Origin of the sequence: Streptomyces sp. NPDC047971, assembly GCF_040653355.1 — a bacterium.
Lineage (GTDB): Bacteria > Actinomycetota > Actinomycetes > Streptomycetales > Streptomycetaceae > Streptomyces.
In genome coordinates this window covers 57,313-83,294 of sequence record NZ_JBEZNW010000029.1, presented here as the reverse complement: position 1 = coordinate 83,294, position 25,982 = coordinate 57,313, and the positions used below count along the sequence as shown (strand labels likewise).

At 72.2% G+C, this 25,982-nt stretch carries 21 protein-coding genes; 8 read left to right on the top strand and 13 right to left on the bottom strand.

Annotation, left to right across the window (positions count from 1 at the left end):
- Nucleotides 1-31 precede the first annotated feature (31 nt).
- From whiA to uvrC, 4 genes are read right to left on the bottom strand one after another with little or no spacing between them, the layout of a single operon-like run.
- Complete coding sequence (whiA, locus tag AB0D99_RS25140) at nt 32-1,021, bottom strand: DNA-binding protein WhiA (RefSeq protein ID WP_137990081.1); 990 nt, start codon at nt 1,019-1,021, stop codon at nt 32-34.
- Entirely contained in the window at nt 1,012-2,064 is a 1,053-nt protein-coding gene (yvcK, locus tag AB0D99_RS25135) for a uridine diphosphate-N-acetylglucosamine-binding protein YvcK (RefSeq protein ID WP_362366408.1), read from the bottom strand. The genes whiA and yvcK overlap by 10 nt, the downstream gene beginning before the upstream one ends.
- Entirely contained in the window at nt 2,061-3,026 is a 966-nt protein-coding gene (gene rapZ, locus AB0D99_RS25130) for an RNase adapter RapZ (protein ID WP_362366405.1), read from the bottom strand. The genes yvcK and rapZ overlap by 4 nt, the downstream gene beginning before the upstream one ends.
- Nucleotides 3,023-5,131 (bottom strand): excinuclease ABC subunit UvrC, encoded by a 2,109-nt coding sequence (gene uvrC / locus AB0D99_RS25125; protein ID WP_362366402.1) that lies wholly within the window; start codon nt 5,129-5,131, stop codon nt 3,023-3,025. The genes rapZ and uvrC overlap by 4 nt, the downstream gene beginning before the upstream one ends.
- On the opposite strand from uvrC, the gene AB0D99_RS25120 reads away from it, so the two are divergent.
- Nucleotides 5,130-5,948 carry an SDR family NAD(P)-dependent oxidoreductase gene (locus tag AB0D99_RS25120; protein ID WP_362366397.1) on the top strand — a complete coding sequence of 273 codons (819 nt, stop codon included), beginning with the start codon at nt 5,130-5,132 and terminating at the stop codon, nt 5,946-5,948. The genes uvrC and AB0D99_RS25120 overlap by 2 nt on opposite strands.
- A 165-nt stretch (nt 5,949-6,113) precedes the next feature.
- Here AB0D99_RS25120 and AB0D99_RS25115 read toward each other — a convergent pair whose 3' ends face one another.
- Complete coding sequence (locus AB0D99_RS25115; RefSeq protein WP_362366394.1) at nt 6,114-6,878, bottom strand: hypothetical protein; 765 nt, start codon at nt 6,876-6,878, stop codon at nt 6,114-6,116.
- Between the two features lie 5 nt (nt 6,879-6,883).
- Nucleotides 6,884-7,480 (bottom strand): papain-like cysteine protease family protein, encoded by a 597-nt coding sequence (locus AB0D99_RS25110; protein ID WP_362366391.1) that lies wholly within the window; start codon nt 7,478-7,480, stop codon nt 6,884-6,886.
- Nucleotides 7,481-7,716: 236 nt separating this feature from the next.
- Here AB0D99_RS25110 and AB0D99_RS25105 point away from each other — a divergent pair, with 236 nt between their 5' ends.
- Nucleotides 7,717-8,643: a hypothetical protein gene (locus AB0D99_RS25105; protein ID WP_362366388.1), complete on the top strand. Its 927-nt coding sequence runs from the start codon at nt 7,717-7,719 to the stop codon at nt 8,641-8,643.
- 150 nt (nt 8,644-8,793) lie between these two features.
- Here the strand turns inward: AB0D99_RS25105 and AB0D99_RS25100 are convergent, their stop codons facing one another.
- Nucleotides 8,794-9,219 (bottom strand): Rieske (2Fe-2S) protein, encoded by a 426-nt coding sequence (locus tag AB0D99_RS25100; RefSeq protein ID WP_362366385.1) that lies wholly within the window; start codon nt 9,217-9,219, stop codon nt 8,794-8,796.
- A gap of 116 nt (nt 9,220-9,335) precedes the next feature.
- Here AB0D99_RS25100 and AB0D99_RS25095 point away from each other — a divergent pair, with 116 nt between their 5' ends.
- Nucleotides 9,336-10,277, top strand: a complete 942-nt coding sequence (locus AB0D99_RS25095; RefSeq protein ID WP_362366382.1) for a carbohydrate kinase — start codon at nt 9,336-9,338, stop codon at nt 10,275-10,277.
- Between the two features lie 205 nt (nt 10,278-10,482).
- Here the strand turns inward: AB0D99_RS25095 and uvrA are convergent, their stop codons facing one another.
- Entirely contained in the window at nt 10,483-13,473 is a 2,991-nt protein-coding gene (gene uvrA / locus AB0D99_RS25090) for an excinuclease ABC subunit UvrA (protein ID WP_362366379.1), read from the bottom strand.
- 189 nt (nt 13,474-13,662) lie between these two features.
- On the opposite strand from uvrA, the gene AB0D99_RS25085 reads away from it, so the two are divergent.
- From AB0D99_RS25085 to AB0D99_RS25075, 3 genes are all read left to right on the top strand, one after another.
- Nucleotides 13,663-14,364 carry a maleylpyruvate isomerase family mycothiol-dependent enzyme gene (locus AB0D99_RS25085; protein ID WP_362366376.1) on the top strand — a complete coding sequence of 234 codons (702 nt, stop codon included), beginning with the start codon at nt 13,663-13,665 and terminating at the stop codon, nt 14,362-14,364.
- 50 nt (nt 14,365-14,414) lie between these two features.
- Nucleotides 14,415-15,071, top strand: coding sequence for an MBL fold metallo-hydrolase (locus AB0D99_RS25080; protein WP_362366373.1), 657 nt, complete (start codon nt 14,415-14,417; stop codon nt 15,069-15,071).
- A gap of 220 nt (nt 15,072-15,291) precedes the next feature.
- Nucleotides 15,292-16,569 (top strand): MFS transporter, encoded by a 1,278-nt coding sequence (locus AB0D99_RS25075; RefSeq protein WP_362366370.1) that lies wholly within the window; start codon nt 15,292-15,294, stop codon nt 16,567-16,569.
- Between the two features lie 77 nt (nt 16,570-16,646).
- Here the strand turns inward: AB0D99_RS25075 and AB0D99_RS25070 are convergent, their stop codons facing one another.
- The 5 genes from AB0D99_RS25070 to AB0D99_RS25050 form a co-directional block, all read right to left on the bottom strand.
- Nucleotides 16,647-17,681 carry a TerC family protein gene (locus AB0D99_RS25070; RefSeq protein WP_362366367.1) on the bottom strand — a complete coding sequence of 345 codons (1,035 nt, stop codon included), beginning with the start codon at nt 17,679-17,681 and terminating at the stop codon, nt 16,647-16,649.
- 231 nt (nt 17,682-17,912) lie between these two features.
- Nucleotides 17,913-19,850, bottom strand: a complete 1,938-nt coding sequence (locus AB0D99_RS25065; protein WP_362366364.1) for a TerD family protein — start codon at nt 19,848-19,850, stop codon at nt 17,913-17,915.
- 123 nt (nt 19,851-19,973) lie between these two features.
- Nucleotides 19,974-20,552 carry a TerD family protein gene (locus tag AB0D99_RS25060; protein ID WP_362366361.1) on the bottom strand — a complete coding sequence of 193 codons (579 nt, stop codon included), beginning with the start codon at nt 20,550-20,552 and terminating at the stop codon, nt 19,974-19,976.
- A gap of 151 nt (nt 20,553-20,703) precedes the next feature.
- Entirely contained in the window at nt 20,704-22,833 is a 2,130-nt protein-coding gene (gene uvrB, locus AB0D99_RS25055) for an excinuclease ABC subunit UvrB (RefSeq protein WP_362366356.1), read from the bottom strand.
- A gap of 60 nt (nt 22,834-22,893) precedes the next feature.
- Nucleotides 22,894-23,796 (bottom strand): MHYT domain-containing protein, encoded by a 903-nt coding sequence (locus tag AB0D99_RS25050; protein ID WP_362366353.1) that lies wholly within the window; start codon nt 23,794-23,796, stop codon nt 22,894-22,896.
- Nucleotides 23,797-23,989: 193 nt separating this feature from the next.
- On the opposite strand from AB0D99_RS25050, the gene AB0D99_RS25045 reads away from it, so the two are divergent.
- Together AB0D99_RS25045 and AB0D99_RS25040 are read left to right on the top strand one after the other, a co-directional pair.
- Entirely contained in the window at nt 23,990-24,523 is a 534-nt protein-coding gene (locus tag AB0D99_RS25045) for a methylated-DNA--[protein]-cysteine S-methyltransferase (protein ID WP_362366350.1), read from the top strand.
- A 122-nt stretch (nt 24,524-24,645) separates the two neighbouring features.
- A complete protein-coding gene (locus AB0D99_RS25040; protein WP_362366427.1) occupies nt 24,646-25,902 on the top strand; it encodes an MFS transporter in 1,257 nt (418 codons plus the stop codon).
- The last annotated feature ends 80 nt before the right edge of the window (nt 25,903-25,982 follow it).

Sequence of the window (25,982 nt, the reverse complement as noted above, 5' to 3'; positions counted from 1 at the left end):
GGCTCGGGGCCGACGGACTCCCGGATGGGGGTCAGCCGACCAGGCTGTCGTCCAGCTCCTCGGTGAGGCTCGACTCCGTGCCCGGGATGCCCAGGTCCTGCGCCCGCTTGTCGGCCATGGCCAGCAGACGGCGGATCCGGCCCGCGACCGCGTCCTTGGTCAGCGGCGGGTCGGCGAGCGCGCCGAGCTCCTCCAGGGACGCCTGCTTGTGCTCCATGCGCAGCCGGCCCGCGGCGGCCAGGTGCTCGGGCACCTCCTCGCCGAGGATCTCCAGCGCACGCTGCACCCGGGCGCCGGCGGCCACCGCCGCGCGCGCCGAGCGGCGCAGGTTGGCGTCGTCGAAGTTCGCCAGCCGGTTCGCGGTCGCCCGGACCTCGCGGCGCATCCGCCGCTCCTCCCAGGCCAGCACCGATTCGTGCGCGCCCAGCCGGGTCAGCAGGGCGCCGATGGCGTCCCCGTCCCGTACGACGACGCGGTCCACGCCGCGCACCTCACGGGCCTTCGCCGCGATGCTCAGCCGACGTGCCGCGCCCACCAGGGCGAGGGCGGCCTCGGGCCCCGGGCAGGTCACCTCCAGGGAGGAGGAGCGCCCGGGCTCGGTCAGCGAGCCGTGGGCCAGGAACGCACCGCGCCAGGCCGCCTCGGCGTCGCAGGTGGCGCCCGAGACGACCTGCGGGGGCAGCCCGCGGATCGGGCGGCCCCTGCCGTCGACCAGGCCGGTCTGCCGGGCCAGCTGGTCGCCGCCCGCCACGACCCGCACGACGAAGCGGGAGCCGCGCCGCAGCCCGCCGGGGGCCATCACGATCAGCTCCGAACTGTGCCCGAAGATCTCCAGGATGTCCCGCTTGAGCCGGCGCGCCGCCATCGCGGTGTCCAGCTCCGCCTCGATCACGATCCGCCCGCTCACCAGGTGCAGACCGCCGGCGAACCGCAGGATCGACGAGACCTCGGCCTTCCTGCAGCAGGTCCGGGTGACGGGAAGCCGGGAGATCTCGTCCTTCACCGCTGCCGTCATCGCCATGGGCCGATCCTTCCATGCATCCGAAAAATACGGTCGTACGCGGCGGCCAACAGCTCCGGATCATGCCTCGGTTGCCCTCCCCCATGGCCTTCGGCATGGGAGGGACCCCCGGCACGGGCCACCGGCGCCAGCTCGACCGCGGCACCGAGCCGCTTGGCGGCGTCGGCGAGGGACTCGCGATCGGGCACGGCGGCCTCGTCGGCCAGCACCACGTCCAGGGCGAGTTTAGGGGCGTGTCGTCCCAAAACCTCCAAATGACGCTGCGGAGAGAACCCCTCGGTTTCTCCCGGCTGCGGCGCGAGGTTCAGGGACAGCACCTTGCGGGCCTTGGTCTCGGTGAGCGCGTCGAGCAGCTCGGGCACGAGCAGGTGCGGAATCACCGAGGAGAACCAGGAGCCCGGGCCCAGCACCACCCAGTCCGCGTCGCGGACCGCGGCGACGGCCTCGGGCACGGCGGGCGGGTCGTGCGGGACCAGGTGCACGGACTGCACCTCACCGGGAGTGAGCGCCACCGTGGCCTGGCCACGGACCGTGTCGACGTCGTCCGGGCGCGCCGGATCGTGCCCCTTGACCATCGCCTGGAGCTCCAGGGGCACGGCGGACATCGGGAGCACCCGGCCGTGCGCGCCCAGCAGCTTGCCGACCAGGTCCAGCGCGAGGACGTGGTCGCCGAGCTGCTCCCAGAGGGCGACGATCAGCAGATTGCCGACCGCGTGCTCGTGCAGGTCGCCCTTGGACTGGAACCGGTGCTGGATGACCCGGGCCCAGGTCTGGCCCCAGTCGTCGTCCCCGCACAGCGCGGCGAGCGCCTTGCGCAGGTCGCCGGGCGGCAGCACGCCCAGCTCCTCCCGGAGCCGGCCGCTGGAGCCGCCGTCGTCGGCGACGGTGACGACGGCGGTGAGGTCACCGGTGATCCGGCGCAGGGCGGCGAGGGAGGCCGAGAGACCCATGCCCCCGCCGAGCGCGACGACCTTGGGCTGGGCGCCGCGCCTGCGGAGCGTACGGACCGAGAGGGTGGACGTACGCCGACGGTACGGCTTCACTCGCGCCCCATGTCCCGGTGGACGACGACGGTCTCGACCCCTTCCGCGGCGAGGCGGGCGGCCAGCTTCTCGGACGTGGCGACCGAGCGGTGCTTGCCGCCGGTGCAGCCCACGGCGATGGTGACGTACCGCTTGCCCTCGCGGCGGTATCCCGCCGCGATCAGCTGGAGCAGCTCGGTGTAGCGGTCGAGGAACTCCTTGGCACCGGGCTGGTTGAAGACGTACGCGGAGACCTCCTCGTTGAGCCCGGTGAAGGGCCGCAGCTCGGGGACCCAGTGCGGGTTCGGCAGGAAGCGCATGTCGACGACGAGGTCGGCGTCGACGGGCAGCCCGTACTTGAATCCGAACGACATGACGGTGGCCCGCAGCTCCGGCTCCTCGTCGCCGGCGAACTGGGCGTCCATCTTGGCGCGCAGTTCGTGGACGTTGAGGCTGGAGGTGTCGATCACCAGGTCGGCGTCGCCGCGCAGCTCGCGCAGCAGGTCCCGCTCGGCGGCGATGCCGTCGGTGATGCGGCCGTCACCCTGGAGCGGGTGCGGCCTGCGGACCGACTCGAACCGCCTGACCAGGGCCTCGTCGGAGGACTCCAGGAAGACGATCCTGCGGGTGACCTGCTGGGCGTCGAGTGCGGCGAGGGACTCCCGCAGGGCGTCGAAGAACTGCCGGCCGCGGACGTCGACGACGACGGCGATCCGGGCCACGTTGCCCTGGGAGCGGGCGCCGAGGTCCACCATGGTGGGAATCAGCGCGGGCGGCAGATTGTCGACGACGAACCAGCCGAGGTCCTCCAGGCACTTCGCCGCGGTGGACCGGCCGGCGCCGGACATGCCGGAGATGATCACCAGCTCGGGGATGGCCGCCGCGTCGGCGGTCTCACCGGCCTCCTTCGTGCCCGTACTCACGTGTCCTGCTCCGTCTTCTCGCTGCTTGTCTTGCTCGTCGTGCTGGTCGTGCCCGGTCATGCGGTGCTGCCCCCGTCGTCTTCCATGATCTCTCCTGTTGCCGTGTTCACGGCTGGTGCGGCCGGGGCCGCCTGCGCGAGGGCCACCGCCACGGCCTCGGCCGTCTTGCGGCCCATGCCGGGGACCTCGCAGATCTGCTCGATTGTCGCCTGTCGCAGCCGCTTCACCGAGCCGAAATGCTTGATCAACGCCTGTTTGCGGGTATCGCCGAGGCCGGGGACGGAGTCCAGGGGGCTGGTCCTGACGCGCTTGTTCCGCTTCGAGCGCTGGTAGCGGATGGCGAAGTCGTGAGCCGTGTCACGTACCCGCTGGAGGAGGTACAGGCCCTCGCTGGAGCGGGGCAGCACGACGGGATCGTCGTCGCCGGGCAGCCAGACCTCCTCCAGACGCTTGGCGAGGCCGCAGACGGCGATGTCGTCGATCCCGAGCTCGTCGAGCGCCCGCCGGGCGGCGGCGACCTGGGGCTGCCCGCCGTCGACGACGACGAGCTGAGGCGGGTACGCGAAGCGCTTGGGGCGCCCGTCGTCGGCGGGGACCTCGCCGGAGACGGGTCCCGAGCCGTTGGCACGGCGGGGTACGGCGTCGGCGCCCGGCCCGGTCCGCACGGCGGCCGCGGAGTCCGGAGCGCTCACCGAGCCGCCGGCGTCCACCGCGTCGCCCTCGGCGTCCACGGCCACGCCCTCCTGGTCCCACTCGCCCGTCTTCTCCTTCTCGGCGAGATAGCGCTTGAAGCGCCGACTGATCACCTCGTGCATCGAGCGGACGTCGTCCTGGCCCTCGAAGCCCTTGATCTGGAAGCGGCGGTACTCGCTCTTGCGCGGGAGCCCGTCCTCGAAGACGACCATGGACGCCACCACGTCCTCGCCCTGGAGGTGCGAGATGTCGAAGCACTCGATCCGCAGCGGCGCGGAGTCCAGGTCCAGGGCGTCCGCGATCTCCTCCAGGGCCCGGGAGCGGGTCGTCAGGTCGCTGGCGCGCTTGGTCTTGTGCAGCACCAGCGCCTGCTGGGCGTTGCGCGCGACCGTCTCCATCAGGTCCTTCTTGTCGCCGCGCTGCGGGACCCGGAGGGAGACCTGGGAACCCCGGCGACCGCTCAGCCACAGCGTGACCGCCTCGGCGTCCTCGGGCACGGCCGGGACGAGGACCTCCTTGGGGACGGCGTCGCCGCTCTCCTCCCCGTACAGCTGCTGGAGCGCGTGCTCGACGAGGCCGGCCGTGGAGACGGCCTCGACCTTGTCGGTGACCCAGCCCCGCTGGCCGCGCACCCGTCCGCCGCGGACGTGGAAGATCTGGACGGCCGCCTCCAGCTCGTCCTCGGCGAGCGCGATCAGATCGGCGTCGGTGGCGTCGGCGAGGACGACGGCGTTCTTCTCCATCGCGCGCCGCAGCGCCTCTATGTCGTCGCGGAGCCGGGCCGCCTTCTCGTACTCCATCTCCTCCGCGGCCGCCATCATCCGCTTCTCCAGCCGGCGGATGTACGTCCCGGTGCGACCGGCCATGAAGTCGCAGAACTCCCCGGCCAGTTCGCGGTGCTCGTCGGGGGTGACCCGGCCCACGCAGGGGGCGGAGCACTTGCCGATGTAGCCGAGCAGGCAAGGACGTCCGGCGGAGGCGGCATTGCGGAAGACGCCGGCGGAGCACGTGCGGACGGGGAAGACGCGGAGCATCAGGTCCACGGTCTCGCGGATGGCCCACGCGTGGGCGTACGGGCCGAAGTAGCGCACGCCCTTCTTCTTGTGGCCGCGCATCACCTGGACACGGGGGAACTCCTCGTCGAGGGTCACCGCGAGGTAGGGATAGCTCTTGTCGTCCCGGTACTTGACGTTGAACCGGGGGTCGAACTCCTTGATCCAGGAGTACTCCAGCTGGAGCGCCTCGACCTCGGTCGAGACGACCGTCCACTCCACGGAGGCCGCGGTGGTGACCATCGTGGCCGTGCGCGGGTGCAGGCTCGCGAGCGGCTGGAAGTAGTTGGCCAGCCGCTGGCGCAGGGACTTCGCCTTCCCGACGTAGATCACCCGGCGGTGATCGTCGCGGAACTTGTAGACCCCCGGGGTGTCGGGGATCTGTCCCGGCCTGGGGCGGTAGCTGGAGGGGTCGGCCATGCCACCCACCCTACTGGCGGCGACCGACACTCAGACCGCGCGCGCTCGTTGGCCGGGCATGGCGAACGAGGCGACAGGACGGCTCGCGGGCCGGGTGTGCGTGATCACCGGCGCGGCGAGCGGGATCGGGCGGGCGACGGCGGTGCTCTTCGCGCGGGAGGGGGCCCGCGTGGTCGCCGCCGACGTGGACGCGGAGCGTCTCGCGACGCTCGACGCGGACATGGTGGCGGTGGTCGGGGACGTCTCGCGGGACGAGGACGCCCGACGGATGATCACGACTGCGGTCGAGCGGTTCGGACGGCTGGACGTCCTGGTGGCGAACGCCGGGGTGATCCCGCTCTCCGACGTCACGGAGGCGACCGGGGACGACTGGGACAGGGTCATGGCCGTGGACGGCCGGGGCATGTTCCTGACCTGCAAGTACGCGATCGAGGCGATGGCCGGGCAGGAGGGCGGCGGGGCGATCGTCTGCACCTCGTCGATCTCCGGGGTGGCGGGCCAGGCCCGCCAGGCGGTCTACGGCCCGGCCAAGTTCGTGGCCTCGGGCCTGACGAAGCACCTGGCGGTGGAGTGGGCGGACCGCGGGATCCGGGTCAACGCGGTGGCCCCGGGCACGATCGAGACCGAACGGGTCGCCGCGGCCCGCACCGAACCGGGCGGGCCGGAGTACCTGTCGGAGATCGTCCGCGCCCACCCCATGGCCCGCTTCGGCACCCCGGAGGAGGTGGCGTCGGCCATCCTCTTCCTGGCATCGCCGGAGGCGTCCTTCATCACCGGCGTCGTCCTGCCGGTGGACGGCGGCTATCTGGCCCGGTGAGGGGCGGCGGGGCGGGTGCACGCGCTCCCGCCCCGCCCCTTCCCCCGTCATGGGCACCCGTTCCGCGTGGGGGTCCCCCGGGACGTCGTCCCGGGGGCGGAACGGACGGCTCCACGATCCGGCACGGGGGCCGCGCGGCCGGCGGCGTGCGGCCCCCGTCCGGCGTCAGTCCGCGCGCCTGCGGCGCACGGCCCGTACCCCGACCAGTCCCAGGGCCAGTACCGCGCCCCCGCCGGCCGCGGCGGCGGCGGCCGTGACGAGAGGCTCCTCGTGGGCGGGTGCCCGCGTCGCGTACCCGCCGGCCGCGCCCTTCCGGGCGTACGCGGAGGCCGGCAGCTTGTCTCCGTAGGCCGTCGCGACCCGCTCCCGGTACGCCGCCAGGCTCGTGCCGTTCCGTCCCACGGCCCGTACCGCGTCCTCGTCCAGCGGAAGCACCTTGGTGCCCTTCTGGACGTACCACGCGTCGATCTGCGGCTCACGGAACACGACTCCGCCCGGGAGCGCCCGCGCGCCCCGGGCCGCGTACCGGATCTCGTCGTCGCCGGTGGCGATGTTCACCACCTGCCAGCCACCGGCCTGCCGCACGGTCCACAGCGAGGCCGTCTGCCCGTCCGAGGCGACCGCCTTGCTGGCGTGGAACTCGACGCGGGCGACGGGCGCGCCCGCCTTCCCCGCCACGAAGTCCGGGGACAGCACCCGCACGGGCACGGACGCGCCCTCGATCCGGGGCCGCGCCGCCGAGCGGGCGAGGGCTCCGTCGCGGGCGAAGAAGCGGGAGAGCGTGTCCAGGGTCTCGGGTGCGGACGCCGCCTGCTCCGGGGTCGCCGCGGAAGGCGGTGCGTCGGCCGCGGCGGCCGGTACGGCGCCGAGGGCGACGAGGGCGACGGCGGACAGGAGTCCGGCGCCGGTCGCGCGTGCGCGTACGTTCATCGTCGTCACGCCCCTATCCGGTAGAGCGAGTGCGTCCAGGAGAACGACCCGTTGTTCACGTACCAGGCGTGCGAGGCCCAGTTGTAGCGGTCGCTGGAGGGCCAGGGATCGCCCCAGTAGACCCAGCTGTTCGCGTCGTCGTAGCCGTAGATCACATGCATGTGGCCGCCGCCGCTCGACCACTGGATCCGCGTCTCGATCGGACGGTCGGCGTTGATCTCGGTCTGCACGGTCGCGTAGCGCAGCCAGCCGGTCACGTAGGAGCCGGGGTTGACGCCCGCCCAGCGCAGTCCGGTCTGCACGTTGCCGAGGGTGGCCTGGTCGTTGGGGCAGTCGTAGCCCTGCTGCCGGTTGAAGGCGGCGTTGCAGAACTGGTTCTGGCTGTAGTTCCGGCCGAACCAGGTGGCGATGGTGTTGCCGGCGGCGGCCCAGCACCAGTTGGTCTTCTGCTGCGCCTGCATGGTGATGTCGAGCCGCTTGTACGCGAGGGCCGCTTGGGTGGAGGCGTCCTCGCTCGTCGGCGCGGCGGTCGCCGACGACATGGGGAGCAGGAAGAGGGCGGCAGCGGCGAGTGCCGCCATGGACAGCTTTCTACTGCGCATCGCGTTCCTCCCGGGGTGGGGGGCGGGGATGTGGGGAGTCGGAGGAGCGCGTCCGGACGCTGTCAGGAGCATCGAGCGTTGTCCGGAACGGGTCAACACGCTTCAATGCGGGGTGACGGCAGGCTGTGAACGGTGTGACCCGGGTGTGAACACGCGCCTCCCCGTCACCTGCGGCCCCGCCCCCGTCGGCGCGGTGGCCCGCCCCCTTCGTCGTGAACGTTCACTGAGGAGTCCCCGTGGGGCACACCGAGGCCGATCTGGCGCAATTGCTGCACACCGGACCGTTCCATCTGGCGCTGCGGACGGCGCTCGCGGTGCGCGGTCTGCCGCTCCAGCGGGTGCAGCACCATCTCGCCCACCGGGGGATCAAGCTCGGGGTGACCAGCCTCAGTTACTGGCAGCAGGGCGCCCGTCGGCCGCAGCGGCCCGAGTCGATGAAGGCGGTGCGCGCGCTGGAGGAGGTCCTGCAGCTGCCGGGCAACTCGCTGATCCGGCTGCTGGCCGAGGACGGCGGGGCGCGCGAGGTCGAGCGGCCGGCGGGGCGCTCCTACCGCTCGCTGGTGGAGGCGTCGGGGGCCGTGGAGGGGCTGCTGACGGAGCTGGAGTCGCCGGTGGACGGCGGGCTGCACACGGTCGGCCACCACGAGCGGGTGCGGATCGGCGCGGGCCGGGAACTGGTGGGCCGCGACTCGCAGCACGTGGTGCGGGCGCACCGGGACGGCATCGACCGCTATCTCGCCATCCATCACGGCGATCCGGGCTGTGATCCCTCGCGGGTGGCGGTGCGGGCGACGGACAACTGCCGCACGGGGCGGGTCCGGTGGCATGCGGAGACGGGGGTGCTGGTCGCGGAGCTGCTCTTCGACGCGCGGCTGCGCGCCGGGGACACGTACCTCTTCGGGTACGGATTCGAGGACGGCACGGGCGGTCCGAGCGGGGAGTACGTCCGGGGGTTCAGCTTCGCCGGCGGCCAGTACGTGCTTCAGGTGCGCTTCGACGAGGCCGCGCTGCCGGTGCGGTGCCGGCGCTTCGCGCAGGTCTCGGCCGGTGCGCCGCGCGGCGCCCGTGCGGACCTGACGCTGACCGGGCGGCACCGCACGGTGCACCTGGTGGAGCAGGGGGTACGGCCGGGGATCCTGGGGATCGACTGGGACTGGGCGTAGGGCCGGCGCCGGGCCCAGGGCTGGGACCGGCGCAGGGCCCAGGGCTGGGGCTGGCTGGGGCTGGGGCAGGGTCGGGCCCAGGGCTGGGGCTGGGGGCAGGGGCAGGGTCGGGCCCAGGGCTGGCACTGGCGCAGGGCCGGGCCCAGGGCGTCAGGCTTCGGGGCCCGCGACGAGCTTCCCGCCCTCGACGCGGACCGGGACCTCGGGGAGCGGGACCGTCGCCGGGCCCTTGAGGGCCTTGCCGGTGGTCACGTCGAAGCGGCTGCCGTGGCAGGGGCAGTTGCCCTCGTTGTTCTCGATCTTGTCGAGGACGCAGCCGGCGTGGGTGCACTGGGCGCTGAACGCCTTGTACTGGCCCTCGGCCGGACAGCTGACCATGACGCGCTGCTCGCGGTAGAGCCTGGCTCCGCCGACGGGCACGTCCTCGGGCGCGCCGAGGGTGACCGGTGCGGTCGGGGTCGGGACCTGGGCGTGGCCGAGCTTGGAATCGGTGGAGCAGGCGGCGACACCCAGCCCGGCGGCCCCGGCGAGCGCGGCGCCCTTCAGTACGGTGCGGCGGGTGGACTGGCCGGACATGAGCGCTCCACGGTGCGATCGGGGCAAGAGGTGACCGAACCGACGATACCGGCGGCTTCCCGCGCCCCTTCGCGGGGGTTGTCGTGGCCCGTGGGGCATGGGTTACGTTCACGGGCGTGATCGTCGTCGCCGGTGAGTCCTTGATCGATCTGGTCCCCGAGGGGACCGCCGTCACGCCGCTGTCCCCGCTCACGCCCCGGCCGGGTGGGGGCCCGTACAACACGGCCGTGGCGCTCGGCCGGATGGGCGCGGACGTGACGTTCTGTTCCCGGGTCTCCACGGACGCCTTCGGGGTGGCCCTGGTGGACGGGCTGCGGGCGGCGGGAGTCTCGGACCGGCTGGTGCAGCGCGGTCCGGAGCCGACGACTCTGGCGGTCGCCTCGGTGGGCGCGGACGGTTCGGCGGAGTACGGCTTCTATGTCGAGGGAACGGCCGACCGGCTCTTCGCCGCGCCGGAGCGGCTTCCCGAGGGGGTGCGGGCGGTGGCGTTCGGCACCTGCTCGCTGGCCCTGGAGCCGGGCGCGAGCGCGTACGAGGAGCTGCTTCGCCATGCGGCGGAGAAGGGTGCGCTGACGCTCCTCGACCCGAACATCCGCGCGGGACTGATCCCGGACGCCGCCGCGTACCGCGCGCGCTTCGTCGGCTGGCTGCCGTACGTCTCGCTGCTGAAGCTCTCCGAGGAGGACGCCGCCTGGCTGGGCGGTTCACCGGCCGAGTGGCTGGGGCGGGGCCCGTCCGCGGTGGTCCTGACCCGTGGCGGGGCGGGGCTGACGGTCTTCACGCCGTCGTTCGAGGTGTCGGTTCCGGCGGTCCGCGTGCGGGTCGCGGACACGATCGGCGCCGGCGACACGGTGAACGCCGCGCTGCTGCACGGTCTGGGTGACCGCGCGGTGGCCTCCCTGGACGCGGACGCCTGGTCGGCCCTGCTGTCGTACGCGGCGAGGGCGGCGGCCCTGACCTGCACCCGCCCGGGCGCGGAGCCGCCGTTCGCGAGCGAGCTGGGCGGTCGCGGCCCGCTCGCGAGCGAGCTGGGCGGTCCCGGCCCGTCCACGACCTGAGCCTCCCCGCCGGGGCGGGCGCGGGCACGGGCCTCCGCCTCCGGCGCCCGTCCGGGTACGGGCCCGGCCCCAAAGTCTCCGGCGCCCGGCCGGGTGCGGGGCGCGGGCATCCGGCGCCAGCCCGGGTGCGGGCCCGCGCCTCCCACACCCACCCGGGGCGGGGTGGGGAGAGCGCGGTGCGGGCGCCCGCCCCCACCCGGACCGGTCACGCCTTGCGTGCGCGCGCCGCCGTCTTCTTCGCGGGCGCGGCCTTCGTCGCGGCCGTCTTCTTCGCGGCGGCCTTCTTGGCGGGCGCCTTCTTCGCGGAGGCGGACGCCTTGCGTGCCGCCGGCACGGTCGCGTCGCTGATCCGGTCCGCGCCGAGGATCTCGCGGAGGAACTTGCCGGTGTGGCTCGCCGGGACCGACGCGACCTCCTCCGGCGTGCCCTCGGCGATCACCAGACCGCCGCCGCTGCCGCCCTCGGGGCCCATGTCGACGACCCAGTCCGCGGTCTTGATGACATCGAGGTTGTGCTCGATGACGATCACCGAGTTGCCCTTGTCGACCAGCCCGGACAGGACGGTGATCAGCTTCGAGATGTCCTCGAAGTGCAGACCCGTGGTCGGCTCGTCCAGCACGTAGACCGTGCGGCCCGTCGACCGCTTCTGGAGCTCGGAGGCGAGCTTCACGCGCTGCGCCTCGCCGCCCGAGAGCGTCGGCGCCGACTGCCCGAGCCGGACGTAGCCGAGACCGACCTCGTTGAGCGTGCGCAGATGGCGCGCGATCGTCGGAACCGCCTCGAAGAAGTCGAGGGCCTCCTCGATCGGCATGTCCAGGACCTCGGCGATGGACTTGCCCTTGTAGTGGACCTCCAGGGTCTCCCGGTTGTACCGGGCGCCGTGGCAGACCTCGCACGGGACGTACACGTCCGGGAGGAAGTTCATCTCGATCTTGATCGTGCCGTCGCCGGAGCAGTTCTCGCAGCGGCCGCCCTTGACGTTGAAGGAGAAGCGGCCCGGCAGATAGCCGCGGACCTTCGCCTCCATCGTCTCGGCGAAGAGCTTGCGGACGTGGTCGAAGACCCCGGTGTACGTCGCCGGGTTCGACCGCGGGGTGCGGCCGATGGGCGACTGGTCGACGTGGACGACCTTGTCGACGAGGTCGTCGCCGTCCACGCGCGTGTGCCGCCCGGGCACCGACTTGGCGCCGTTCAGCTCACGGGCCAGGTGGGTGTACAGGATGTCGTTGACCAGCGTCGACTTGCCCGATCCCGAGACTCCGGTGACAGCGGTGAGCACGCCCAGCGGGAAGGAGACGTCGATGTCCCGGAGGTTGTTCTCCCGGGCACCGTGCACCGTGAGCCGGCGCGTGGGGTCGACCGGGCGGCGGATCTCCGGGGTCCCGATGGCCCTCCGGCCCGAGAGGTACTGCCCGGTCATCGACTCCTTGTTGGCGAGCAGCTCCTTCAAGGGGCCGGAGTGGACGACCTTGCCGCCGTGCTCACCGGCGCCGGGGCCGATGTCGACGACCCAGTCGGCGACCTTGATGGTGTCCTCGTCGTGCTCGACGACGATGAGCGTGTTGCCCATGTCCCGCAGCCGGACGAGCGTCTCGATGAGACGGTGGTTGTCGCGCTGGTGGAGGCCGATGGACGGCTCGTCGAGGACGTACAGCACGCCGACCAGGCCGGAGCCGATCTGGGTGGCGAGCCGGATGCGCTGGGCCTCGCCTCCGGAGAGCGTGCCGGCGGCCCGGTTGAGCGAGAGGTAGTCGAGGCCGACGTCGACGAGGAACCTCAGTCGTTCGTTGACCTCCTTCAGGACCCGCTCGGCGATCTTCTTGTCGCGGGCGTTGAGCTTCAGGCGGCCGAGGAACTCGGCGCACTCGCTGATCGACATCGCCGCGACCTCGGCGATGGACCGCTCCATGACCGTGACGGCGAGGACGATGGGCTTCAGCCGGGTGCCCTCGCAGGTGGGGCAGGGCACCTCGCGCATGTAGCCCTCGAAGCGCTCGCGGCTGGAGTCGCTCTCGGCCTCGCTGTGCCGCCGCTTGACGAAGGAGACGGCGCCTTCGAAGGCCGGGGTGGTGTACGCCCGCTCGCGTCCGTACCGGTTGCGGTAGCGGACCTCCACCTGGGTCTTGTGGCCGTGCATCAGGGCCTTCTTGGCCCGCGCCGGGAGGCCGGCGTACGGCAGGTCCGTACGGAAGCCGAGCGCCTGGGAGAGCCCGCCGATGAGCCGGCCGAAGTACTCCTTGGTGTGGCCGTGCGACCAGGGGTGGATCGCGCCCTCGTCGAGCGACTTGTCCTCGTCGGGCACGATCAGCTCGGGGTCGACCTCCATGCGGGTGCCGATGCCGGTGCAGTCCGGGCAGGCGCCGAAGGGCGAGTTGAAGGAGAAGGAGCGGGGCTCCAGCTCCTCGAAGGAGAGGTCGTCGTACGGGCAGTAGAGGTGCTCGGAGTACATCCGCTCGCGCTCCGGGTCGTCCTCGGCGAGGTCGACGAAGTCGAGCACGACCATGCCGCCGGAGAGCCCGAGGGCGGTCTCGACGGAGTCGGTGAGCCGGCGCTTGGCGCTGTCCTTGACGGTGAGGCGGTCGACGACCACCTCGATGGTGTGCTTCTCCTGCTTCTTCAGCGTCGGCGGCTCGCTGAGCTGGATGGTCTGCCCGTCGACCCGCGCGCGGCTGTAGCCCTTGGTCTGGAGGTCGGCGAAGAGGTCGACGAACTCTCCCTTGCGCTCGCGCACGAGCGGCGAGAGGACCTGGAACCGGCTTCCCTCGGGAAGCTCCAGGACCTTGTCGACGATGGCCTGCGGCGACTGGCGGGAGATCGGCCGGCGGCACTCGGGGCAGTGCGGCTTGCCGATGCGGGCGAAGAGCAGGCGGAGGTAGTCGTAGACCTCGGTGATCGTGCCGACCGTCGAGCGCGGGTTGCGTGAGGTCGACTTCTGGTCGATGGAGACGGCGGGCGAGAGACCCTCGATGAAGTCGACGTCGGGCTTGTCCATCTGGCCGAGGAACTGCCGGGCGTACGACGACAGCGATTCGACGTACCGGCGCTGTCCCTCGGCGAAGATCGTGTCGAACGCGAGGGAGGACTTGCCCGACCCGGACAGCCCGGTGAAGACGATGAGGGAGTCACGCGGGAGGTCGAGCGAGACGTTCTTGAGGTTGTGCTCGCGAGCGCCACGAACGATGAGACGGTCGGCCACGCCGGTCCGCACCTTTCTTGAGAGAGCGGAGGCACAGGGAGTGCGGGTCGCAGATTTGTCTGGATGTGCCTGAGTACCCAACAACCAAGGATGCCGGATGCTTCCGTCGAGCCTATAGCACGCACATTCGATTTCCGGCCTCGCTCTCACCGCTTCACCCGAACGAGTGGCGGCGCTAGGGTCGGCGCCATGATCGACCATGTGCGTGACCTGGCCTCTGTACGCGAAGCGACCGAGCGACTCCTCGACGCAGCCGCCTCCCTGGACAACGCGGCGCTGGCCGAGCCGTCACGGCTTCCCGGCTGGACCCGTGGCCATGTCCTGGCCCACATCGCCCGCAACGCCGACGCCCTGGTGAACGTTCTCCAGGGCCGGCCCATGTATCCGGACGCCGCGAGCCGCGACGCCGACATCGAGCGCGACGCCCCGCGCCCGCTCGACGTCCACCTCGCCGACGTGCGCGAGAGCGGCGAGCGCTTCCAGGCCGTGGGCGACGAGCCCGCCGACTGGGAGCGGACCGTGGAGCTGCGCAACGGCGTCACGGACCGGGCGGGCCGCGTCCCCTTCCGCCGCTGGGTCGAGGTGGCCCTGCACCACGTCGACCTGGGCATCGGCTACGAGCTGGAGGACCTGCCGGAGGATTTCGTCCTGCGGGAGATCGAATTCCTCGCCGACCGCTGGTCGGGCCGCCCGGAGGTCCCTCCGGTGACGCTCCTCCTCGGGTACGACGAGAGCGCCCCCAGCTGGCGGACCGGCGGCGACAAGGGTGACCCGGTCGTCCTCGGCGGGACCCTCGCCGACCTCCTCGGCTGGCTGTCCGGCCGTGGCGACAAGGGCGCCCATCTCGCCGTCCTCACGGGCGACCACCTCCCGGAGCTCCCGCCGCTGTAGTCCCGGCTGTTGGGCCTCCGCCCGCGGGTGCCCGACGATAGGCTGAGCCCATGACGTACAGCGGAGCGGTGAAGGTCGGCGGACCGGCCGATGTGCACGAACTGACGGACCTGATGATCTCCAAGGTCGCGGTCGGCCCGATGGACAACAACGCGTATCTGCTGCGCTGCCGGGCGACCGGCGAGCAGCTTCTGATCGACGCCGCCAACGACGCGGACACCCTCCTCACGCTGATCGGTGACGACGGCATCGCGTCCGTCGTCACCACTCATCGGCACGGCGACCACTGGCAGGCGCTCGCCGAGGTGGTCGCCGCGACCGGGGCCCGGACGTACGCCGGGGCGTACGACGCCGAGGGCATTCCCGTGCCGACCGACGTGCCGGTGCAGGACGGCGACACGATCACGGTCGGCCGGGTCGAGATGACCGCCCGCAGGCTGGTCGGACACACCCCGGGCTCGATCGCGCTGATCTACGACGACCCGCACGGCCACCCGCACGTCTTCACCGGCGACTGCCTCTTCCCCGGCGGGGTGGGGAACACGTGGAAGGACCCGCAGGCATTCGCGAGCCTGATCCACGACGTGGAGGCCAAGCTCTTCGCGGTTCTTCCGGACGAGAGCTGGGTCTATCCCGGGCACGGCAAGGACACCACGCTCGGTGACGAGCGCCCGCAGCTCCCCGCATGGCACGCCCGGGGCTGGTGACGCTCCCGACGGGGCCCTGACCGGCACAGGCGCGCGGCCCACCGCCGCGTGCCTCCGCACGCCCCCGTAACTCCGGCGAGCGCCGGGTAGTTGGCGCGACATGCGCCCCAGTCACTCTCCGCGTACGCCCTCACCCACGGACGCCCCGCCCCGGGCCACTGCTCCGCCGGGCCCCCGGGGCCCCTCGGACGCGCCGGACACTCCCCCGGCCCCACCCTCGATGGGGCGGCTCGCCGCCGCGTCGCTCGTCGGCACGGCCATCGAGTTCTTCGACTTCTTCGTCTACGGGACCGCCGCCGCGCTCGTCCTCGGGCCGCTCTTCTTCCCGACCTTCTCCCCCGTCGCCGGCACCCTGGCAGCCTTCGGCACCTTCGCCGTCGGGTTCCTCTCGCGCCCGCTCGGCTCGGTCCTCTTCGGACACATCGGTGACAGGCACGGGCGGCGTCCCGTCATGTTCGCCTCGCTGGTGCTCACCGGCTGCGCCACGGTCGCGGTCGGCCTCGTCCCGACGTACGAAAGCATCGGCATCACCGCCCCCGTCCTGCTGCTCGTGCTGCGCTTTCTGCAGGGCCTCGGCCTCGGCGGCGAGTGGGGCGGTGCCGTCCTGCTCACCGCGGAACACGCGCCGGAGCGGCGCCGCGCCCTGTGGGCGAGCTTCCCGCAGATCGGTCCCTCGGTCGGCTTCCTGCTGGCGAACGGCGTGATGCTGGCGCTCTCCGCCGCGCTGACCGACGCCCAGTTCCGCGCATGGGGCTGGCGAGTGCCGTTCTGGGCGGCCGGACTGCTGGCCGTCGGCGGGCTGCTGCTGCGCTCCTCCCTCGCGGAGACTCCGCAGTTCCGGGAACTCAGCGCGAGCGGGCGGCGCGCGAACGCCCCGCTCGCCGAGGTGGCGCGCGACCACTGGCGACTCGTCCTGCTCACCGCGGGGGCGCTCGCCGTCGGCTACGCGGTGTTCTACACGGTCTCCACCTGGGCCCTGGCCTACGGCACCGAGCGCCTGGGCGTCTCCCGGACGACCATGCTGATCTGCATCATGGCCGCGGTGGCGATCAAGGGGGCCACGACCCCGCTGGCGGCGATGCTGGGCGACCGGTACGGGCGCCGGCCGCTCTGCCTGGCCGGCTGCGCGGCGTCCGCGCTGTGGATGTTCCCGATGGTCGCGCTGCTGCACACGGCCCGCCCGGTCCTGATGTTCCTCGGCTTCCTGGGCGCCCTGCTCGCCTTCATCACGATGTTCGCGGTGGTCGCCGCGTACCTCCCCGAGCTCTACGAGCCGAGGGTCCGGTGCACGGGCGCGGCCGTCGGCTACAACCTGGCGGGCGTTCTGGGCGGGGCGCTCACCCCGATCCTGGCGACGACCCTGGCCGCGGGTTCGGGGCCGCCCTGGGGCGTGGCGGCGTATCTGACGGTGGTGGCGCTGGTGAGCCTGGGATGCTTCGCGCTGCTCCCGGAGACGCTTCCCGCCCGGCCGGAGGAGCCGGAGAAGGTTCTCGCCTAGAACGCGCCGCGGCCGGTACGGGCGGTGGTGTGCCGCCCGCACCGGCCGCGGTGCGTCGCTGGGGTGCCGAGGTCAGGTCAGGCGTCGACGCTGTCCTTCTCGGCCTCGCCGGACTTCGCCGCCGGGACCTCGGTCGCCGGCTCGGCGGCAGCCTCGGCGGCCTCGCGCTCGGCCTGCTTCTTGGAAGCGATGAGGCTGGTGATCGTGGTGATGACCAGGACGCCACCGATGACCGTGAGCGAGAACGGGATGGAGATCTCGGGGACGTGCACCCCGGACTCGTGCAGTGCGTGCAGCACCAGCTTCACGCCGATGAAGCCGAGGATCACCGACAGGCCGTAGCTGAGGTGGACCAGCTTCTTCAGCAGACCGCCGATCAGGAAGTACAGCTGACGCAGACCCATCAGGGCGAAGGCGTTGGCCGTGAAGACGATGTACGGGTCCTGGGTCAGGCCGAAGATCGCCGGGATCGAGTCGAGGGCGAAGAGCACGTCGGTCGTGCCGATGGCCAGCATGACGACCATCAGCGGCGTCAGCACCCGCTTGCCGTTGACCTTGATGAAGAGCTTCGTGCCGTGGTACTTGTCCGCGACGCCGAACTTCTTCTCGACCGACTTGAGGAGGCGGTTCTCCTCCCACTCGTCCTCGTCGTCGCCGGCGCGAGCCTCCTGGATGAGCTTCCAGGCGGTGTAGATCAGGAACGCGCCGAAGAGGTAGAAGACCCAGGAGAAGCTGGCGATGATCGTGGCACCGGCGGCGATGAAGATCGCGCGCAGGACCAGGGCGATCAGCACACCGATCAGCAGCACCCGCTGCTGGAGGTGGGAGGGCACCGAGAACTTCGCCATGATCAGGACGAAGACGAAGAGATTGTCGACACTGAGCGACTTCTCGGTGATGAATCCGGCGAAGAACTCACCCGCCGCCTGGCCGTTGCCGAACATCGCCAGCCCCAGGCCGAAGAGGACGGCGAGCGCGATCCAGACGATCGTCCAGATTCCGGCTTCCTTGACCGACACGTCATGGGGCTTGCGCCCGATGAAGAAGTCGATCGCGATGAGGGCGGACAGACCGAGAATGGTCGCCACCCAGAGAGTCGTCGAAACGTCCACTGCGCCTCCGGCGTCGTACGGCTACTTGATCAGCGTCGTCGCTGCCGGAGGTCTCTTCCACCCGGGTCGTCTGGGACGAGCCGGGCCGACGCCCCGGGATCGGACCACTCGGGGTCCGTCCGTATTGACGGGAACGCCGCGCTTGGGGAGTACTCCCCTCCGCGCCGAGAAGACTACCCGAAGAACCAAGAGAAGGTAAAGGGGAGGGTAAAGAGGCACCAAGAAGGCAGGTCAACGCCCCCACTGGCGACGGGCGTCGGCCACCTGGGCGAGGACCTGACGGAGCACGGCGCTGCCGGGCGGGAAGCGGGGCGGCTCGTACGTCCAGGCGTGACCGACCCACGGATCGGCGAGGTGGTCCTCGGCCACGGGTGTGATCCGCAGCAGGGAGCGCCACAGCGGGTCGAGCACCGGACCGTAGGCGGAGGCGTCCTCGCGGTCCGCCACCAGCATCAGGTGGACGCCGACGGCCGGGCCCTCGTCCGCCAGGTAGCGCAGCTGGGTCACCGCCCGGTCGTCGAAGCCGTGCGGGAAGTCGTGGACGATCAGCAGCTGCTCCGCGGTGTCCATCCCGGGCGGCAGCGCGTCGGGCGCGCCCGCCCTCAGCGCCATCTGGACCAGGTCGACCCGCTCGGTCAGCCGCGCGAGGACGGCGGAGACCCCGGCCGCCCCGGCCGCGGGCGGCCCTGCCAGCACGCCCGCCTCGACCAGCGGGGCGAGCGCCGCGGCTCCGGAGCCCGCCGGGTCGACGACGTGGACGGCGAACTCACCGGTCGGGTGGACGGCGAGGAGCCGGGCGGCATGCGCGACGGCGGTGTCCAGGGCGAGCCGGCGCAGCTCGGCCTCGTCGAGGAGTCCGGCCGCCTCGGAGTGACCGCGTCCGGAGTCCACCCAGAGCCCGCGCTCCAGCGGGAGCCGGACGAGCATGGGGATGCGCAGGTCGGTCCGCTCGGGCAGATGCAGGTCGCCCAGGCGCAGCGCCATCGGCGCCTCCATGGGGACGCGGTACGCCTGCCAGACGGGGTTGTCCCAGCCGGCGTAGGCGGCCGGGAGCGCGGGTTCGACGACCTCGGACTCGGCGACGAGCTGGGCGAGGTCCCGGTCGAGGGCCTCCTTGGCGCGGGCGGTGAGCTCGTCGTGCTTGGCACGGGCCGCCTCACGGGCGGCGTCCCCCGCGCCTCCGATGCGGCCGCGCGGGTCGGAGAGCGCGCGGTCGAGCTCCTGGTCGAGGCGGGACTCGGCGAAGTCGCAGGCGCTGCGGTACGCGGCGGTGCTGCGTGCCAGGTCCTCGAACATGCCCCACACCTGGTTGTAGAGGCGCTCCTCCATGGACCAGCCGCTGGCGTCCCCCGCGACGGGGACGGGCGGGCCCTGCTGCGGCTCGGGGGTCGCCGTCGCACGGCGGGGGTGGGCGTAGCTGATCGGGCCGCCGGTGCCGCCCGTGGACGTCGTCGGCGCCGTCACCGGAACGGTGGGCGCGGGGTCGGACGCGCGCGTCGGACCGGGGCCGCGCGCCGGGTCGGACCCGGGCATGGTGTCCGAGCCGGTCGTGGGCGCCGCGTGGCGCACGCGCTCCGTCTCCGGGACGCGCGGGGGCGGGGCGGAGACCGAGCGGGCCAGGCCCCGGGCGACGGCGTCCAGGATCGACGCGGCCAGGTCGGCCGGGCGCTCCAGGCCCTGGTCGCCGAGCATCGCGGCCAGGCCGCCCTCGTAGCCCTGGCCCATGGCACGGACCTTCCAGGCGCCCTGACGGCGGTACAGCTCGACGGCGACGACGGCGGACTCGCGGTCGAGGCCGGTGATCGTGTAGCTGGCGATCTCGGCGCCGTCGAGGGCGGTGACGGCGACGAAGGGGGCCGCGAGGGTGCCGAAGCGGGCCGGGCCGCCGACGCCGACGGGGAGCGCCAGGAGCACGCAGACGCGGTGCACGGCGGCCGGCAGCGCCTCCAGGTCCACGGCGAGGCGGTGGTCGGCCGCGGCCTGCTGGGAGACCTCCACGCCGGGCAGCGAGGGCGAGCCCGGGTGGGCGATCCACTCGACGCCGGGGACGGTGCCCCGCTCGTCGGCGAGGGTGGCGCCGGCGACGACCGGTTGGCCGGCCGAGACCCGGATCTCCAGTCGGGTGTCGGGCAGGGGATGGTTCTGCCCCCGGACCAGCTCGGCCGTCATCGACTCTGTCCCCTCGGCTTGCTTCGTTCTGTGCGGACTACGGGCGGATCATGGCGGTTCATGTGGGACAGCTCCCGGTGGCCTGCCGCCTCCGGGAGCTGTGGGTGCGTCTGCGGTGCCCGCCTACAGGTGCGGCAGGATCGCGGGCATCAGGTCCTGGAAGGTCCGGCCGTTGGCCGGGTTGCCCAGGGCGGTCATCTGCCAGCCGGAACCGACCCGGTGCACCTTCGCCATGATCTGCGCGGTGTACTGGCCGCCGCCGTCCAGGGTGTAGCGCGCGAGCTCCTGTCCGGTCGCCTCGTCGACGATCCGGCAGAACGCGTTCTGCACCTCCTGGAACGTCTGGCCGGTGAAGGAGTTCACCGTGAAGACGATCTGGTCGATGTGGACGGGGACGCGCTGGAGGTCGACCAGGATCGACTCGTCGTCACCGCCCTGGCCGGCGCCGCCCACCAGGTTGTCGCCGGTGTGCCGGACCGAGCCGTCGTCGCTCACGAGGTGGCGGAAGAAGACCACGTCCACCGGCTGCTTGTCGGCGAAGAGCACCGCGGAGGCGTCCAGGTCGACCTCGCGGGTCCGCGAGCCGAACAGACCGCGACGGGGCGCCGCCTGCCAGCCGAGCCCCATCCGTACGGACGACAGGTTGCCCCCGCCCTGCTTCTCCAGGCTGATGGCCTGACCCTTGGTCATGTTGACCGTCACGCGCTGTCCCCTCTCCTAGCGATCCCCGCGGCCGCCCTCTGCTGTGCGTGCGGTTGTCAGCACCCTACGCAGGGGCGGTGACAACGCAGCAGACGTGGTCGCGTTTTGTGTCGGTCTTGCAACACTGCGGAGGCTCACTGCCCCCGGGGCGTCAGGCCAGCCCCGCCTCTCTCATCTGGCGCAGCTCCTTCTTCAGTTCGCCCACCTCGTCGCGCAAGCGCGCGGCCACCTCGAACTGCAGCTCCGCCGCCGCGGCCCGCATCCGGTCGGTCATCTCCTCGATGATCGCGGCCAGTTCGGCGGCCGGCCGGTCGCCGAGCTCGACCGTGGAGCCCGCCTTGCCCCCCTTGGCCTTGGCCTTCGTGGAGTGCGCGGCGAGGGAGGGCACGGGCGCCTTGGCGCCCTTCTCGTGGCGGTATCCGGTGCCGAGCAGCTCCTCGGTGTCGACCTCCTCGCGCGCGATGGTGGCGACGATGTCGTTGATCTTCTTGCGGAGCGGCTGCGGATCGATGCCGTTGGCCGTGTTGTACGCGATCTGCTTCTCGCGCCGCCGGTTGGTCTCGTCGATGGCCTTCTCCATCGCCGGCGTGATCGTGTCCGCGTACATGTGGACCTGGCCGGAGACGTTGCGCGCCGCGCGGCCGATGGTCTGGATCAGCGAGGTGCCGGAGCGCAGGAAGCCCTGCTTGTCGGCGTCGAGAATGGCGACGAGCGAGACCTCGGGCAGGTCGAGACCCTCGCGGAGCAGGTTGATGCCGACCAGGACGTCGTACTCGCCGGCGCGCAGCTCCCGCAGCAGCTCGATACGGCGCAGGGTGTCGACGTCGCTGTGCAGGTAGCGGACCTGGATGCCGAGCTCCAGGAAGTACTCGGTGAGGTCCTCGGCCATCTTCTTGGTGAGCGTGGTGACCAGCACCCGCTCGTCCTTCTCGGTGCGCAGCCGGATCTCGTGGACCAGGTCGTCGATCTGCCCCTCGGTGGGCTTGACCACGACCTGGGGGTCGACCAGGCCGGTGGGGCGGATGATCTGCTCGACGAAGCCGTCGCCGCGCGAGAGCTCGTACGTGCCGGGGGTGGCCGAGAGGTACACGGTCTGGCCGATCCGCTGCTGGAACTCCTCCCACTTCAGCGGGCGGTTGTCGAGCGCGGAGGGCAGCCGGAAGCCGTGGTCGACCAGGGTGCGCTTGCGGGAGGCGTCGCCCTCGTACATGGCGCCGATCTGCGGGACCGTGACGTGCGACTCGTCGATGACGAGGAGGAAGTCCTCGGGGAAGTAGTCGAGGAGCGTGTTGGGCGCGGAGCCGGGCTCACGGTCGTCGAAGTGCATCGAGTAGTTCTCGATGCCGGAGCAGGAGCCGATCTGGCGCATCATCTCGATGTCGTACGTGGTGCGCATCCGCAGGCGCTGGGACTCCAGCATCTTGCCCTGCTTGTCCAGCTCGGCGAGCCGACTCTCGAGCTCGCGCTCGATGCCGTTGATCGCCTTCTCCATGCGCTCGGGTCCCGCCACGTAGTGGCTGGCGGGGAAGACGTACAGCTCCCGGTCCTCGCTGATGACCTCACCGGTGAGGGGGTGCAGCGTGGAGAGCGCCTCGATCTCGTCACCGAACATCTCGATGCGGACCGCGAGCTCCTCGTAGACCGGGAAGATCTCGATCGTGTCGCCGCGGACCCGGAAGGTGCCCCGGGCGAACGCCACGTCGTTGCGGGTGTACTGGATGTCGACGAAGCGGCGCAGCAGCTGGTCCCGGTCGATCTCCTCGCCGACCTTGAGCGGGACCATGCGGTCCACGTACTCCTGCGGTGTGCCGAGGCCGTAGATGCAGGAGACGGAGGCGACCACCACGACGTCGCGCCGGGTGAGCAGGGAGTTGGTCGCGGAGTGGCGCAGCCGCTCGACCTCCTCGTTGATCGAGGAGTCCTTCTCGATGTAGGTGTCCGACTGCGGGACGTACGCCTCGGGCTGGTAGTAGTCGTAGTACGAGACGAAGTACTCGACCGCGTTGTTCGGCAGGAGCTCGCGGAACTCGTTCGCCAACTGTGCGGCCAGTGTCTTGTTCGGCGCCATCACCAGGGTGGGGCGCTGCAGCTTCTCGATCATCCAGGCGGTGGTCGCCGACTTGCCGGTGCCGGTGGCGCCGAGCAGGACGACGTCCTTCTCGCCCGCGCGGATGCGCCGGTCGAGGTCGGCGATGGCCGTCGGCTGGTCGCCGCTGGGCTGGTAGGGGCTGACGACCTCGAAAGGCGCCACCGTACGTTCGATCTGGGAAACGGGCCGCATGTGACCACCGTACGACCCCCCACTGACAGTCGGGCCGTGAACGGCTCGGCGGCCCTTTCCTCACCAGTCCTGGGAGCGGTGGCCGCCGCGGGCCGCGCCTCTGCGGCCGTCCCGGCCGGTGGGCCGGCGGGCGGACCAGTTCGCGGGTTCGCCGTACGCGGGGGCGCGGCGCGGGGCGGGGACTCCGGGGCGGTGCGGGCTGTGGGCCGCGGGGCGCTGCCAGTCCGGGTCGCCCATCACGAGCAGCGGGTCGAACATGACGATCACCGCGGCGAGGAGGAGGAAGACGGCGGGGCCGATCAGCATCGGCAGGATGAGCGAGGTGGCGGTGTCGCCGGTTCCGGTGACGGCGCCGTCGCCGTGGAGGTGGACGTTGACGGCGGCCATCGCGGTGTAGTGCATACCACTGACGGCGAGGCCCATCACCAGGCTCGCCCCGAGACTGGCGAGAAATCCGTACACCGAGACGGCCGCCCAGAGGGCGGTGGTGGCCGCGACGACGGCGATCACGACGGAGAGGGCGACGGTGAGGGTGTCGTACTCGATGCGTCCCTGGAGGCGCATCCCCGCCATGCCGAGGTAGTGCATGGTGGCGATGCCGAGTCCGGTGATGGTGCCGCCGGTGACCAGGGCGAGCGGGGTGGCCCCGCGGTATCCGACGATGAAGATCCCGATGCCGACCATCACGACGGCGACGGCCAGGCTCGCGAAGGTGATGGGCCGGTCGTAGCTGATCGGGGCCTGCCGGACCGAGAAGCCCATCATCGCGATGAAGTGCATCGTCCAGATGCCGGTGCCTATGGCGGTCGCCCCCAGGGCCAGCCAGCCGGCCTTGAAGGTGTCCCGGTGACGCAGCGATCTGATGGTGCAGCGCAGCCCCAGGGCTCCACCGAGGCAGGCCATGAGATAGGCGGCGACCGGCGTCACGAGGCCGTAGCTGAATCCGTCGACCGTGCCCTGCATGCGCGTGTGCCCTCCACCCGTCGTGGAACGTCGTCCGAAAACAGTCGGTACCGCTGAGTAGTCCTACCGGGGCGAGATTATGGCGCGCGGGGCGCCGCACGACCATGCGGTCCGGGATTTGGCTTCGGCGAGATCGAGAAGTGACCGGGCCGTGACGGCGGCGATGTCAGTGGGCGGTCGTACCGTGATCCCCATGGACACCACGGTGGAATGGACGGTCGTCGCGAGCGACATCGGCCCCCTGCTGCTCGCGTCGACCGACCGCGGCCTGGTGAGCGTGGTCTTCCACGCCGAGGAGGGGGTGCGGGACGCGGCGCTGGAGCGGCTCGCCGATCGGCTGGGCGCGGAGCCCGTGCGGAGCGAGGCCGGCCGGCTGGCCGAGCCGATACGGCAGCTCGGGGAGTACTTCGCGGGTGGGCGCCGGGACTTCGATCTCGCCCTGGACTGGACGCTGACGACCGGGTTCAACCGCGAGGTGCTGCGGGAGCTGGCGCGGGGCGTGCCGTTCGGGACGGTCGTGGGTTACGGCGACCTGGCCCGTCGGGTCGGGCAGCCGGGTGCGGCTCAGGCGGTGGGGGCGGCGATGGGCGCCAATCCGCTGCCGGTGGTGGTGCCGTGCCATCGCGTGGTGGAGAGCGACGGCGGGATCGGCGGCTTCGGGGGCGGTCTGGAGACCAAGCGGACGCTGCTGGCGCTGGAGGGCGTACTGCCGGAACCGCTGTTCTGAGCGTCCGCCGCGGTGCCCCTGGGGGGTATGTGGGGGTGGCGTTCCCCTCGACGGGGATGGCTGGCACACTCACGTAAGTGACCAAGACCCCCAGTGCCCCTGACGCCGCCGACGCGGCGGAGATAGCCGCTTCCGCCGAGGCCGCCGCGCTGCCGGCGCTCCGGCGGCGCATCCAGGCCGTGCTGATCGCGAGCCAGATCCTCGGCGGACTCGGCATCGCCATCGGCATCGCCCTCGCGGCGGTCCTGGCCAAGGACGTCAGCGGTACGGAGGCGCTGTCGGGCCTCGCCTCGACGGCCTCGGTGGCCGGTCCCGCGCTGCTCGCCATGCCCCTCGCCTCCCTGATGGGCTCGCGGGGGCGACGGCCGGGTCTGGTGCTGGCCTATCTGGTGGGGGCGCTGGGGGCCGGGATCGTGGTCCTGGGAGCGGTCGTCGACAGCTTCCCCCTCCTCCTGGCTGGTCTGGTCGGGTTCGGGGCCGGGTCGTCGGCCAATCTCGCCGCCCGGTTCGCGGCCGCGGACCTGGCCGAGCCGGACCGCAGGGGCCGGGCCATCTCGACGGTGGTGTGGGCGACGACGATCGGTGCCGTCCTCGGGCCCAACGTCGCCGCGCCGGCCGGGGAGAGCGTGGCGGGTCTCGGCATTCCCGCGGCGGCCGGACCGTTCGTCTGGGCCGCCGGGGTGTTCGTGGTCGCCGCCGTCATGGTGGCGCTGCTGCTGCGTCCCGACCCGCTGCTGACGGCCCGCGCGCTGTCGGGTGCGGAGGAGGGCGCGGCGGCGGCCGAGGGGCGTTCGCTCAAGGCCGGGATGCGGGCGGTGCGGGAGTCCTCGCGGGCCCGTCTCGCCCTGGTGACGGTGGCCGCCTCCCACACCGCGATGGTCTCGATCATGTCGATGACCCCGGTGGCGCTGAGCCACCACGGCGCGGGCATCCAGCTGATCGGCCTGGTCATCAGCGGGCACATCGCGGGCATGTACGCCTTCTCCCCGGTGATGGGCTGGCTCTCCGACCGCCTGGGACGCCTCGCGGTGATCGGCCTGGCGGTCGGGCTGCTGTCGTTCGCGGCGCTGCTCGCGGGCACGGCGGGGCCGAGCCACGGGCAGACCGCGGCCGGCCTGTTCGTGCTGGGGCTCGGCTGGTCGGCGGGCCTGGTGTCGGGCTCCGCCCTGCTCACGGACTCGGTTCCGCAGGAAGCCCGGGCCGCGGTCCAGGGACTGTCGGACTTCATCATGAACAGCGCCGCCGGAGTGGGCGGACTGACGGCGGGACTGATCGTCGCGCGGGCGGGTTACGGCTGGCTGAACCTGGTGGGCGCGTGCCTGCTGCTGCCCATGGCGGCGCTGGCGGTGCGCGGAGCGGTGCGGCGGCGGCCCGCCTGACGCGGACGGGGCGGGGACCAGACCGCCCGGATCCCCCGGTCCCCCGGCCCCCGGCCCACCAGGCGACCGGCCCCCCGGCC